Source organism: Halioglobus sp. Uisw_031 (genome assembly GCF_047729875.1).
GTDB lineage: Bacteria > Pseudomonadota > Gammaproteobacteria > Pseudomonadales > Halieaceae > Marimicrobium.
Map to the genome: position 1 here is coordinate 1,207,910 of NZ_CP159826.1, position 12,130 is coordinate 1,220,039.

At 49.9% G+C, this 12,130-nt stretch carries 14 protein-coding genes; 4 read left to right on the plus strand and 10 right to left on the minus strand.

Annotation, left to right across the window (positions count from 1 at the left end; genetic code table 11):
- Positions 1–6: 6 nt before the first annotated feature.
- The 10 genes from ABXT62_RS05500 to ABXT62_RS05545 all read right to left on the minus strand — a co-directional run bounded on the left by ABXT62_RS05500 (position 7) and on the right by ABXT62_RS05545 (position 8,155).
- Entirely contained in the window at positions 7–315 is a 309-nt protein-coding gene (locus ABXT62_RS05500; RefSeq protein WP_415357602.1) for a zf-TFIIB domain-containing protein, read from the minus strand.
- Between the two features lie 188 nt (positions 316–503).
- Positions 504–1,334, minus strand: coding sequence for a class I SAM-dependent methyltransferase (locus tag ABXT62_RS05505; RefSeq protein ID WP_415357603.1), 831 nt, complete (start codon positions 1,332–1,334; stop codon positions 504–506).
- A gap of 216 nt (positions 1,335–1,550) precedes the next feature.
- On the minus strand, positions 1,551–2,603 hold the full coding sequence (locus ABXT62_RS05510) for a TIGR03857 family LLM class F420-dependent oxidoreductase (RefSeq protein ID WP_415357604.1): 1,053 nt from the start codon (positions 2,601–2,603) through the stop codon (positions 1,551–1,553).
- A gap of 127 nt (positions 2,604–2,730) precedes the next feature.
- Entirely contained in the window at positions 2,731–3,963 is a 1,233-nt protein-coding gene (locus tag ABXT62_RS05515) for a sulfotransferase family protein (protein ID WP_415357605.1), read from the minus strand.
- Between the two features lie 118 nt (positions 3,964–4,081).
- On the minus strand, positions 4,082–5,071 hold the full coding sequence (locus ABXT62_RS05520) for a hypothetical protein (protein WP_415357606.1): 990 nt from the start codon (positions 5,069–5,071) through the stop codon (positions 4,082–4,084).
- On the minus strand, positions 5,071–5,835 hold the full coding sequence (locus ABXT62_RS05525; protein WP_415357607.1) for a pyridoxine 5'-phosphate synthase: 765 nt from the start codon (positions 5,833–5,835) through the stop codon (positions 5,071–5,073). The genes ABXT62_RS05520 and ABXT62_RS05525 overlap by 1 nt, the downstream gene beginning before the upstream one ends.
- Complete coding sequence (locus ABXT62_RS05530; RefSeq protein WP_415358168.1) at positions 5,835–6,407, minus strand: peptidylprolyl isomerase; 573 nt, start codon at positions 6,405–6,407, stop codon at positions 5,835–5,837. The genes ABXT62_RS05525 and ABXT62_RS05530 overlap by 1 nt, the downstream gene beginning before the upstream one ends.
- Before the next feature lie 26 nt (positions 6,408–6,433).
- Complete coding sequence (locus ABXT62_RS05535) at positions 6,434–7,108, minus strand: TIGR04211 family SH3 domain-containing protein (RefSeq protein WP_415357608.1); 675 nt, start codon at positions 7,106–7,108, stop codon at positions 6,434–6,436.
- Positions 7,109–7,226: 118 nt separating this feature from the next.
- Complete coding sequence (locus tag ABXT62_RS05540; RefSeq protein WP_415357609.1) at positions 7,227–7,526, minus strand: YciI family protein; 300 nt, start codon at positions 7,524–7,526, stop codon at positions 7,227–7,229.
- 23 nt (positions 7,527–7,549) lie between these two features.
- Positions 7,550–8,155, minus strand: coding sequence for an inner membrane-spanning protein YciB (locus tag ABXT62_RS05545; RefSeq protein ID WP_415357610.1), 606 nt, complete (start codon positions 8,153–8,155; stop codon positions 7,550–7,552).
- A gap of 86 nt (positions 8,156–8,241) precedes the next feature.
- On the opposite strand from ABXT62_RS05545, the gene ABXT62_RS05550 reads away from it, so the two are divergent.
- From ABXT62_RS05550 to ABXT62_RS05565, 4 genes are all read left to right on the plus strand, one after another.
- Positions 8,242–9,072, plus strand: a complete 831-nt coding sequence (locus ABXT62_RS05550) for a PHP domain-containing protein (protein ID WP_415357611.1) — start codon at positions 8,242–8,244, stop codon at positions 9,070–9,072.
- Positions 9,073–9,112: 40 nt separating this feature from the next.
- Positions 9,113–9,736: an L-threonylcarbamoyladenylate synthase gene (locus ABXT62_RS05555; RefSeq protein WP_415357612.1), complete on the plus strand. Its 624-nt coding sequence runs from the start codon at positions 9,113–9,115 to the stop codon at positions 9,734–9,736.
- A 175-nt stretch (positions 9,737–9,911) separates the two neighbouring features.
- Positions 9,912–10,190, plus strand: coding sequence for a YrhK family protein (locus tag ABXT62_RS05560; protein WP_415357613.1), 279 nt, complete (start codon positions 9,912–9,914; stop codon positions 10,188–10,190).
- Between the two features lie 393 nt (positions 10,191–10,583).
- A complete protein-coding gene (locus ABXT62_RS05565; protein ID WP_415357614.1) occupies positions 10,584–12,089 on the plus strand; it encodes a sugar phosphate nucleotidyltransferase in 1,506 nt (501 codons plus the stop codon).
- The last annotated feature ends 41 nt before the right edge of the window (positions 12,090–12,130 follow it).

Here is a 12,130-nt window from a genome sequence, read left to right on the forward strand (position 1 = left end):
CATCACCTACATTGGATAGGCGAGTCCCGTTGCCATTAGCATCAGGGCCTCACTCTCAGCCCCATTTCGCATTTGATCAAGTTCGCCACCATCCAGCCAGACGCCGGAACAGGTAGGACAGCGATCAATGACGACCACGTGTGCTATTTCCTTGCGCATGGTGGTGCCGTCGATAGGGCAGGCTCGCAACGCTTCCTTTCCAGCTTCGATCAGGAGGTGCATTTCCTGAGCACAGATCTCGCAAATAGCCCTGTCATCCTCTTTGTTCCTGGTGCGTGTCCCACACCGAGCGCATTTTTCTCCAAATAAACTCATAATCTACCCCTCACGTTGACCTCGTGTTAGCCTCGCTGTGGTGCTGTTCTTTTAAAGGCGCATGTCTGATTCGACACTATTGAATAGTGGCAGATAGAGAGAGTCAAGCGGCGAATCAAAGTTCTTCTTCTCACAATAGAAGGATATAGAAGTGGGGGTGATATGCCCGCAAGATAAGTGGTATTGCCTCAGGCAGGGGTACAGATCATGTAGTGTTGTATTTCTTCTTCAGGCTCATTGAGGCTCTCGATCTTCCAACCGTTTTCCTCAACCAGTTGGATGGCGTACTCCCGAGAGAAGATCGCCCACTTCAGCGGCTGTGCCGGGTCGAAGTCGATAAAGTCCAGCGTTCCATTCTCTTTAAACTGACTGGCGAAGCTATCTTCGTGAGCCTCAAGCCCCGCCAGATTTTTTGACCACATGCTCTGCACATTATCAATAAAGCCAAGGCCGGAGGTGGTGGTCTCGTTCACGAATAAACTGAATATCAGTTTGCCCTCAGGGTGCACATACGGGCGTAGCAGCTTTAGCATTGCGGCATAATCGTGTGGTGCAAGATGGGTGAATACCGAAAACAGGCAAATGATGTCGAATGTAGCTTCCGGCACGTTTAACGCCGTCAGTTCCAGCAGAGGGCTACCAGACGGATTGTACATCTCGTTATGTGCGTTGAGCGTATGAAAGCTGAAACGCGGGTCGCTAACGTTAGTTTGCAAAAAATCAACCATCTCTGCAAAGACATCCATTCCTACGTACTCTGCAATTGGAATATTATTGTCTAGCAGTGTTTTTGCCATGCGCCAGCCACAACCCATATCCAACACGTGGGACTTACTAAAGTCCGGCACGTCGAGCTTGCGATACATTAACTCGATGATTTTCAGTGTTGACTGTACTGAGGTCTCAACGTCGTTTAGCTTGCCGCCGCGACGAAGTACCCTGGGTATATCGAAGGATTTTGCCGGCATGTTGCCTCTAATCGACCGTTGAGTGAATGTCCGAGATGTTCTGCTCGTCATGCTACTTTCCGCCAACCATCATATCAAGCAATGTTCCGGGGTGATACCAATATGACTATGATCAATATGCTGGGCGGACTATCGGAACCTTAGGGTAAGTGCGTTTGCATATTATGGTAGGGCGCTTGTTTGAGTTTGTATGCAAAGATCATACATTTTGGCAAAGTTATTAGGCCATTGGCACCTAAGCCACGAATCTACACGTTGAAAAAGATGCTAGTTTTTCAACTGGCGATAAGCAGCCACTATTGGCGCGAATTCTTCGGGGGTGGAACCATGAATCACCACGCCATCGGAACCTACACGTAATTGATTTCGCCAAGCTTGAGCACATTCATCCGCATTGCCCGTGGCCGCAGGTAACCACTCTCGGGGAATTAATTCGCTGATCTGTTCTAGCTGCTCTAAAGTGGCGACGCTATCAATGCCACCCGCCATCGAAGAAACGACTTCATTTGCTCTAAAGGCCACGAGCACTTCCGGGTCCCACTCATTGAGGGCAATCAGCATCTCTGCATAACCCGGCGCTTGCATATAGGTCGCCATACGTGCGACTAATTTACGCAAATAGCCTTCATGGTCAAGACCAATGCCAGTTGCCAATACGGAGTGCAACTTGACGTCTTTGGGGTCCCGTCCGGCAAGTTCGGCACCCTCCTCAATGAATGACTTGGCGCGACGCAAGCCATGATCAGTGACAAAGGTATGTAAATGCACGCCATCAAAGTGCTGTCCGGCAAAGCGTAAACTCTTGGGCCCAAAGCCTACAAAATGTAGAGGGATATCTGCGCTCATCCAATCGCCCATACTCAGATAGGGCAAGTTACCCATTTTACCCTCGTGCCCCATGATTTTTTCACCCCGCCAAAGGCTACGCAATAGCTGTATACCCTCTGCCATTTGAGCATTACTGACTGAGTTCAGACCCATTAGTTGATTGCGAATAGCGACCCCCCGTGCCAAACCTAGCTCAAAACGCCCACCCGACATATAATGCAGAGTGCTGCACATCGTTGCGAGCACCATAGGGTGGCGAGTATGAAGATTGGTGCCCCCTGTGGCGACATGAATAGAGTCCGTCACCGCCAACGCCGCCGAGCAAATCACGCCAGCATCTTTAACATCGAACCGCTCCGACACCCAGACTTTACCCAACCCTAAAGCTTCTGCCTGCTTAGCCTCTGCAATTGCATCGGCCGGCGTAGTGGTATGGCCTGGTAGTAAATAACAGCTCAATTCCGGAAATTCTGCCTTGCTTGTCATCGTCATTCTCAATTCGGTGAGTTGAAGTCATTAGGGAAAGTCTGAAAAAAAACATTTCCGCACAGGCAGGAATTCATACATACCCTACGCCCATGTCGCGCCAGTAATGGAAGGAGTGTCTTGCAGAGCACCCCTAGAATCCATAGCGCTGATTGTACTCTTGGAACAGGGGATTGTGTGCTTTTCGACTCAAGCCAAAGTCCTCCAGGGTATACTGATGCGTACCGTGTTTATCTCGAGGTCTATGATCAAGATAATGCTGCATGGCCTGCCGTGCTTCTGTACTAAAGTCAAAACCAAAGTGTTGATAGAGATTGTCAATAATTGCGATGGGATCAGTAATAATATCGCTAAACTGAACATCGAAAAACCGACTGTCTTTATCGGGCATAGCGTCTCGTTGTGCCATGCCCGCCTTTAACATTCCAGAGAAAAAAATCACCTCATTAGCGGCAATTTCCATAGGGTCAATGTCATCGCTAAAGGCGCTATGCAAGGTACAAGACAAACTGGAAATCGAGCCCATTACATCCATTGGGTCGCGATGAGTTTGAATAATTGCAGCATCGGGATATTGCTTAACAATAGCATCGAGATAGGCCAGATGCGGTGGAGTCTTTAATACCCAGCGCTGTTTGCTGTAATCCACTTGTAAGTGCTGAAGAAACTGATAGTGCCAAGCATAGGCCTTCGCCATATCCTGATGGGATGTCCATTCACGGTATTGGGGAATAAAAAAAGTGGCGCCGTATTGATCTGATATAAAGTGCGATGCAAGAATGGCTACGCACTCCTGCGGCAATTGTGAGCCAATTTCATGGATAGCCTTAAAGCCAGGCGCCAGTATTTCTGTCTTCTGCAAGACCTTCTCTATTTCAGCAATACGTGGGTCCGATGAGAAAGTATCCGGATGAGCTGGCGGCATGGGCTGCGCGACCTCCCAACTCACCGGCGATCGATGTGCAGGATCCTGTGCAAGCAATTCGTAAAGGATGGTAGTTCCTGTTCGGGGCAGACCTAACACAAACAAAGGACGTTGAATGTTTTGTTGCACAACTTCTGGTCTCTGTTTTCTATAGGCTGTTAACTGCAGGCGGATTTTTAAATTATCAATCAACATGCCTTGCGCCGCTATGCGCCCTATCTGGGATAACTTAGCCTCCCTATCCAATGATTGGCAGAGCCTATTCAGGGCAGGCAGAAAGCTCTCGTCGCCAAAATCATTGAGCCCGGTCTGCTTTTTAGCCTTAGACAATAGAGATTGAGGCGATAATGACGGCACAGCGATGCCAATCGCTCGCAGCCCACGCCCCAAACGGTTAATCAACTTGATAGCTAACGGCTGTTGAGCCGATGGGTACCGCATACTGTAACTCTGCGATTGTTTTTTGATGTTCTATTTTTTCACGGCCGAACAGTGGCTGCAAGCGCCATCACAAAGCTACCGATTTTGTGCGGCGGATAGATTGTAGGGTCAAGTGGCCCTAGTGGTCGATGTACACGCCCAGAACACAGGAAAAACCTTCCGGCGGCGTGGTGAGCTCGAAGTCGGCAACGGGTGTTCCTTTAGGGTGCGACAGCAGTGTTGCTGCCGCCCAGGGGCCGAAGGCGTTGGGCCAAGGGTGACCATGCGTCCCGGAGCAGGAGACAGTGACAACATTATTTTGGGCGGCGTAGTACTCGGCCGCCAATTTTGTTTCGATGCCGTAATCCGAAGCGCCGTAGCGGTCGTTTTCTCCGCCCCAAAGAAGAACCACGATAGAACTATCCATAGCGACAGTGTCTACCGGCTGTATGGGAAATTGGCTGAGATACTGGAAGTTTCCCGACCCAATTATTCCGCCGGCAAACAGGTCAGAATTGAACATCATATTGCGACTGGTCATGGTGCCGCCGGCAGAGCTTCCGCCGTTATAGATACGCTCTTTGTCCACCGGATAATCGGCGGCGATACAATTGACCATGGATTCGATAAATCGCACATCAGGGCCTTCATCATTACTCTGGGGAATCCAGCCGTCAAACCAGGGCTCCCAAAATCGACCGTCATCACTGCCCGTGGCACCAATACCGGCACAGCGTCTATTTTCTGTAGTACAGCTTCGGAAGGGTGCAACCACAATCCAGCCACTGTCGGCCAGCGACTCGAATTGAGAAATAGTATCGGACACAAATTCCAGTTCAGTGGCTACGGTGCCCGTTAAAGAAACAAACAGCGGCCTTGGAGTATCCAGGTTGTCGGGTAGGAAAATGTGAAACTGTCGGGACTTTCCGTCCGACATGAATCCGCTGTTCCCGCCACTTTGAACAGTAAAGTTCTCGGGACAGTTGCCCTCTAATACGCTGGCCTGGGGACTGTCCTCGTTATTCATGTTGCTGCTAGAGCCACTTGAACAACCACTGACCCACGCTGCAGACAGTACGATCAAAAAAACGTTGTGTAACCCGCACCTGCTGAAAATGCTCGAATCCATCAGCCTGTTCCTAATGCGCGCTGATAGGCGGCCACGGCATCAGCTAGCCCTATTCGAATCGCGTCTACCGTGAGATGGTGTCCGATAGAGACTTCTCTCAATCCCGCTATGGTGGCGAAGCGTGGCAAGTTGTTGAGGTCTAGATCATGCCCGGCGTTGAGTCCCAGACCTTCGTCTACAGCCACTTCAGCCGCCCGCACAAATTGTTGGAATACGTGCTCGAGATCGTCACCCGTCCTAAATGCGCGCGCATAGGTTTCGGTATAGAGCTCAACACGATCGGTGCCTGTTTGTGCCGCAAGACGGATCTGCTGTGGGTCCGGGTCCATGAATAGGCTGGTACGGATCCCTAACGATTGGAGCTCCTGCACGAGTCGCGCAACTTGCTCGCCATCCTGTTTGAGGTCAAAGCCATGATCTGAGGTGAGTTGGCCATCACCATCAGGCACAAGGGTACATTGAGTCGGGCGAATCTCTTTTACCAGCGCCATGAAACCCGGATAGTCCTCCACATCTGAGCGCTCAGTTTTGCGCGGTCCTGTCATCGGGTTCCCTTCGATGTTGAACTCAACATGCAACATCGAGGCAAGGTCAAAACAGTCTGTGACACGAATGTGCCGCTGATCAGGGCGAGGGTGCACAGTAATACCATTGGCACCTGCATCAATGCACATCTGAGCATGCTGAGGAATGTTCGGATTGGTGGTGTCGCGTGAGTTGCGGATCAGAGCAATTTTGTTGAGATTAACACTGAGCGCAATCATCAGGGCTGCTGGCGCACTATTTCTTTGATCAGGATCGCTTGTTGGGGTACGTCGCCCATGCCCTTCACCCTACCGGTGTCTGCTGTGGCGATAAAGTCTACAACCTTCATGCCTTGGCGGACCTCACCAAAAACAGCGTAGCCTTCGCGGCGAGGAGCCCAATCCAAGTTCAGGTTTGAGCGTAGGTTGATGTAAAACTGGGAGGTGGCGGAATCAGGGTCGTTAGTGCGGGCCATGGCGAGTGTACCCCGAGTGTTGTGCAGCCGGTTTTTCGACTCGTTGATAATAGGGTCCGAGTTTTCCTTCTCTGTCATGTCGGGCAAGAAGCCTCCGCCCTGTATCATAAAATTGGAGATGACTCTGTGAAAAATTGTGCCATTGTAAAAACCGCTGTCCACATAGCTTAGAAAATTTGCAACGGTGATGGGAGCTTTATCGGCAAAAAGCTCCACTGTGATATCCCCATCGCTGGTTTTGATAACGACAAAAGGGTTGGCCAGTGCAGGCTCATCGGCGAGGGTGATAGCCGGTAGCATTAGGGATAGACAAAGTAACAGTAATTTAAACATGATGATTTTCTCGCATACTTTAAGTTGTTTTAGGCCCAGCTTGAATTTTTGCGCCGTCTGGGAATTAGGCGGGGTGCCACTAGGGCAATAATGACTCCCAGCAATACTGCCATAGCGCCGTTCATAAAGTCTTCACTTTTCACCTTGTCTTGCAGTCGGAGACGCTCCGCTTCAAGCATTTCTACATCTGAGCGCAAGTTCTCTGTTTCCTCTACCAGCCTGCGATTGTCCTTGTCCAACTGCACCGACTTGCCAGAGATTTTTTTCAGCTCGTGCAACTCGCGGGAGACACTACTCAATTCGAAATCACTTCCGGTGACTTGGTTAATGAGTTCGTCTCGTTCAGCGTTTAGAGTCTTCAGTTCAGCCGCTAGATCGATACTATTTGCCCCCGCTTTTGCAGCTTCTGCAGTAATTGCATCGAGTTTTAGTCGCGCCGGAAGATCTGGCATAAGGAACTGAGGCTGAATCCAACCACTGTTGCCATTTTCCATGGTGACTTCTGACCACGATCCGTCAGCAAGCGAACTGTTGACGGTCAGGCGGGTCCCTGAGGGAATGCCGCGGTGAACGATGCGATAATTGTTGCCGGCTCCACTGCGCAGGGGGACAAACTGTTTGTCGCTGACATAGCGTATTTCCGCAGCGTGGATGGAGAACGAAAAGAGTAATGACAGCAGTAGTACAGATACGGAAGGTCGCAAAGTGTGTTCCTTATAAGTCAGCTCAAAAATAGAGAGATACTGAGGTTTGGTTAGGCCGAGCGTGCATGGTACCGTGCCATGATGCCGAATATAACCCGACGGGTGAAGAAGTTGAAGTTCAGGGCAGTACCAGTTTGTAGGGCTTGACGATGATCTTGCTGAATACACCGGCGGTCACGTACGGATCTAGATCAGCCCAGGCGGTAGCGGCCTCCAAACTGTCAAACTCAGCAATAATAAGGCTTCCAGTGAAGCCCGCCTGTCCAGGCTTTTCTGTGTCCAGAGCTGGGTGGGGGCCTGCGGCTAGAAGCTTTCCCTGATCGGCCAGTGATTGCAGGCGAGCCAGGTGGGCCGCGCGCGCACTTTGGCGCAGTGGCAAGCTGTTTTCAACGTCTTCACACAATATTGCGTAGTACATCCTCGAATAATCTCCGTCAGGTATTAATCGTCCTGCTGCAGCACTCGTTTTTTTGCCGCATCGTCTTTGAGATGGGGGCTGATAATCAAGGCTGTTAGAATCGTCAATAACAGGGTGAATCCGATCGCGGAATACAATTTGTAGCTGACCCAGGTCTCTTCACTATAGCCGTAAGCGACGACCAAGTTGAGTGTGCCTACGATCAAAAAGTTTGTAACCCATATGAGGTTAAGCCGAGTCCATATTACCTTGGGCAGGTGGAGCTGACTGCCCAGCGTGCGCTCCATCAGGTTCTTGTCGCCGACGAACTGGGAGATTCCGAATGCAAGCGCGAGGGCCCAGTTGAAAATGGACGGTTTCCACTGAATAAACATCTGGTTGCGAAAGATCAATGTGGCCCCACCGAATACCATTACTGCCAGCAGCAACCACAACAGGCGCTTTTCAAGCTTGCGAGTTAGTGCGTAGACAAAAATCACCTGTAGCACGGTGGCTAACATCATCGCAGCGGTGGCGGAAAATATACCGTCGAATTCATAGTGCCAGCCTGCTAGGCTGATAGTTTGACCATCAAGCTGATAGACGATAAAAAACAGTGCGATGGGAACGAATTCAGCGATTTGCTTCATGGATTCTGTAGTGCTCCGGCTGTTACTATGTGTGATGATTAAATTACTTGACCCGCTTCAAGGTCGCCTTGCCAAGTGTAAAGACTGTGTTGATTGATTTCCACACCCATACCAGTGCCTCTGATGGGGCGCTTTCTCCGTGCGAACTGATGGCGCGAGCCGCAGCCAGTAAGGTGGAATTGCTGGCAATTACTGACCATGACACAGTGGCAGGATACGAGGCAGCGGCAGCTTATCATACGGAGAATCCCAGTGGTATGCGGCTTATTTCGGGTATCGAGCTCTCCTGCCAATGGTCGGGCGTCACGATCCATATTCTGGGCCTAGGGGTAGACTGTGAGCATCCGGTGATGCGTGCAGGGTTGGAGCGCATGGCTGCAGCAAGGAAGGAGCGTGGCGCGAAGATCGCCAGCCGGCTTGAGTCTCGTGGTTTCGACGGAGCCCTTCAGGGTGCTTTGATGCAGGCTGGAGACAGTCAGTTAGGGCGACCGCACTTTGCTGCATGGATGGTAGAGCAAGGGCACGTTAGGGACCCTAATCAGGCCTTTGATCGCTATCTGGGTCAGGGCAAGATAGGAGACGTTAAGGCATTCTGGCCGGAACTGGCTGAAGTGACTCAGTGGATCGAGTCCTCCAATGGTGTGGCCGTTATTGCTCACCCACTGAAATACCGCTTTACTGGCACGAAATTGCGACGCTTTATAGCAGCTTTTGTAGCGGCGGGAGGCCGCGGTATGGAGGTCCTAAGTGGCCGTCAAACCACCGATCAAACAAAGCATCTGGTACGTCTGGCCCAAGATTTCGATCTGGAAGTCTCCGTTGGCAGCGATTTCCATCGGGATGCCACCTACAGCGCGCCCCTCGGTGTAGAGTCAGCACCATTTGGGGATTTACGCGGCGTATGGCAGCGCTGGTAAATCTTAACCCAACTAACACTAAAAAAATAAGAGACACACCGTGAGCCAGTTTTATCAGATTCACCCAGAAAACCCACAGGCACGCCTGATACGCAATGCTGTGGATATTATCCACAATGGCGGAGTGCTGGTCTATCCTACAGACTCAGGCTATGCTTTAGGTTGTCATATCGGCGACAAAACGGCATTGGATCGAATTCGGCGTATTCGCAAGCTTGACGACAAGCACAACTTTACTTTGGTGTGTCGCGACCTGTCAGAGATCGCCACTTACGCCAAAGTGAATAATACGTCGTATCGACTGTTGCGCCATACCACGCCCGGCGCCTATACCTTTATCTTGCAGGCCACAAGCGAGGTGCCACGGCGCCTGATGCATCCCAAACGGAAGACGGTCGGGTTGCGCGTGCCGGATAATGCCATTGCTGCAGCTTTGCTGGCGGATCTGGGGGAGCCGCTGATGAGCGTCACGCTTATAATGCCGGGGGATGAGTTTCCCCTTACTGACCCCTACGATATCCGCGAAACGCTGGAGCATGAAGTTGATCTGGTGATTGACGGAGGTTATTGCGGTATGGAGCCGACTACGGTTGTAGATTTGGCTGACGATAGGCCGGTGATATTGCGGGCGGGCAAGGGAGACGTCACGCCCTTTGAAAGTTAGAAATTGTAACGGTTAAAAATGGGACAAACGTTTTTTGGTTCGACTGTAGGCAAGAACGATGGCTAAAATGCCACCTTAACTTATAGCCTCAGCAAGATAGCACCTACGATAGTATTATTTAGAGACAGTTTGAACGACACATATAATGATTTATCTGCAGAAAGGACCATTCGAAATGAGTTTATTTGATCCCGAAAATTCCACGCGCAGCAAGCGACACAAAAAAGTCTATGCACTGTATGAAATTGCCTACACCATAGTTGATGTTTCCGCAGCCTTATTATTTGTCATTGGCAGTATATTGTTTTTTTATCCGAAGAGCACTGACGTGGGTATTTGGTTTTTTCTGATTGGCTCTATCTTTTTTGGTCTTCGTCCAACAATCAAGCTAGCCCGAGAGTTCGCTTATTTGCGAATCGGCGATTACACCGATGTTGCAGACAACGTGAAGTAGGTTTAAACCGACGATGCCAAAGACCCCGTCATTTGATCTTCTTTTAATGCGTGGGCAAAGCGGCGAAAGCGAGGGGCATGACGGAATCAACGCATTCAAAAGACGCGCTAGAGACCTCGCTGTGTATGGCGATAAACCACCTTTGGCCTGCGCAGCAACAATATGGACCGCGGCTGAGGGCATTCCCTTGGCGCTCGCGAGTTGGCTTCTGGGGATATCTCCAAAGCGTCAAGTGGCCTCAGGACGCGACCAAATCAATTTGGGCGCTCTAAGCAAAAAATTGGGCTCATGAGTCGCGCCTTGTAAGCGAGCATAAATGTAATACATACTGTGTGACGACGTCTTAGATAAATCGTCTCGCTAACGTTGACTCATTCAGGAATGGATTATCTGATGGATTCAGTGGCCATAACCAATCAAGATACTATTTTCGGCGTTATACTGGCCGCCGGCAAAGGCGTGCGAGCGTATCCCGCGACTCGCGATATTCCCAAGGTCTTGCTGGATATTGCTGGAAAAACTCTGATAGAGCGGAACCTGGATTTACTGGTTGGAAAGCTTGGAATTACAGATATTATTATCGTCATTGGGCATTATGGTGATCAGATCGAAGATCGAATTGGGGATTCATTTGAGGGAGCCCGTATTCGTTATGTCCGGCAGGCAAATCAAAAAGGAATTGGCCATGCCGTGCTAGCTGTAGAACCGCTCGTGGGAGATTCGCGTTTTATAACGATTCTGGGCGACGAACTTTATATCGACTCAAACCACCATGAATTACTGGATGTTATCCAAAGAGAGCCCTCTGTAGATGCTGTGCTTATGTTCAAGCATGAGGACGACCCCGCCAAGATATCGAATAACTATACCCCCACGCTGGATGGCGATCGTGTAATGGGTCTTATCGAGAAACCGGTGAATCCTCTGGGCAATATTATGGGACTGGGGACCTATCTTCTTAATGCCAAAGTATTTGATTACATTCGAAATACGCGACCATCTACTTTGCGTGATGAAGTAGAAATAACGGATGCGCTCTCCAATATGGCGCAGAAAGAAAATGTTAAAATGTTGATGTCCACTGGTAAGTATCTCAATGTAAATACTACGGATGATCGCAACCTTGCCAACTACTCTATTCGTGACAGGGGGTTCGGTCAGTACAAAATATCAGTAGTCGTGCCCGCCTATAATGAAGAGGGCTCAATTGCCAGTGTTGTAAAGGAATACTTAGCCTTGTCTTGTGTTGGTGAAGTGTTGGTGGTTGATAATAACTCCTCGGATAAAACTGCCGAAAAAGCCCTGAATGCAGGAGCCCGAGTCGTTCAGGAGCACGAGCAAGGCTACGGTTGTGCGCTGCGTCGAGGACTTGATGACGCCACCGGTGATATTGTTATTTTGACTGAAGCTGATGGTAGCTTTTCACCTGCTGACGTCCCAAAACTGCTGGAATATCTGAAAGACTGTGACATGGTTTTGGGAACAAGAACGACACGACAAATGATTGAGCAGGGCGCTAATATGAATGCTTTTCCGCGCTTCATCAATATACTGTTTGGTAAAATTATCGAGCTGTTGTGGTGGGATTCAGAGCCTCGTTTTACCGATGTCGGCTGCACTTACCGCGCCATCTGGAAGACAAGTTACGACAAAATTCGGCCTTATGTGAGATCTGATGGGCCCGCATATTCGCCGGATATGACTATAGCAGTGCTTAACTGTAAGTTACGGGTGATTGAAATTCCCGTCACTTACCGAATGCGTCGCAGCGGTGATTCGAGCCACTCTGCGAATGTCTATCAACTAGCGCGAACGGCCTTTCAAATGGCAAAAGTAATTGTCCACCGACGCTTATTTTACTCAAGGCTGAACCTTGGCCGACTAAAAAATAAGGTATAGATTTTTTTAGAATTTACGGTGGCGCTGCATGTCAAGAGACT

Excerpts from the sequence above, each read along its gene's own strand:
- ABXT62_RS05500 (WP_415357602.1), bottom strand. The coding sequence starts at position 315 with ATGAGTTTATTTGGAGAAAAATGCGCTCGGTGTGGGACACGCACCAGG.
- ABXT62_RS05505 (WP_415357603.1), bottom strand. The coding sequence starts at position 1,334 with ATGACGAGCAGAACATCTCGGACATTCACTCAACGGTCGATTAGAGGC.
- ABXT62_RS05510 (WP_415357604.1), bottom strand. The coding sequence starts at position 2,603 with ATGACGATGACAAGCAAGGCAGAATTTCCGGAATTGAGCTGTTATTTA.
- ABXT62_RS05515 (WP_415357605.1), bottom strand. The coding sequence starts at position 3,963 with ATGCGGTACCCATCGGCTCAACAGCCGTTAGCTATCAAGTTGATTAAC.
- ABXT62_RS05520 (WP_415357606.1), bottom strand. The coding sequence starts at position 5,071 with ATGGATTCGAGCATTTTCAGCAGGTGCGGGTTACACAACGTTTTTTTG.
- ABXT62_RS05525 (WP_415357607.1), bottom strand. The coding sequence starts at position 5,835 with ATGATTGCGCTCAGTGTTAATCTCAACAAAATTGCTCTGATCCGCAAC.
- ABXT62_RS05540 (WP_415357609.1), bottom strand. The coding sequence starts at position 7,526 with ATGTACTACGCAATATTGTGTGAAGACGTTGAAAACAGCTTGCCACTG.
- ABXT62_RS05545 (WP_415357610.1), bottom strand. The coding sequence starts at position 8,155 with ATGAAGCAAATCGCTGAATTCGTTCCCATCGCACTGTTTTTTATCGTC.
- ABXT62_RS05560 (WP_415357613.1), top strand. The coding sequence starts at position 9,912 with ATGAGTTTATTTGATCCCGAAAATTCCACGCGCAGCAAGCGACACAAA.
- ABXT62_RS05565 (WP_415357614.1), top strand. The coding sequence starts at position 10,584 with ATGGATTCAGTGGCCATAACCAATCAAGATACTATTTTCGGCGTTATA.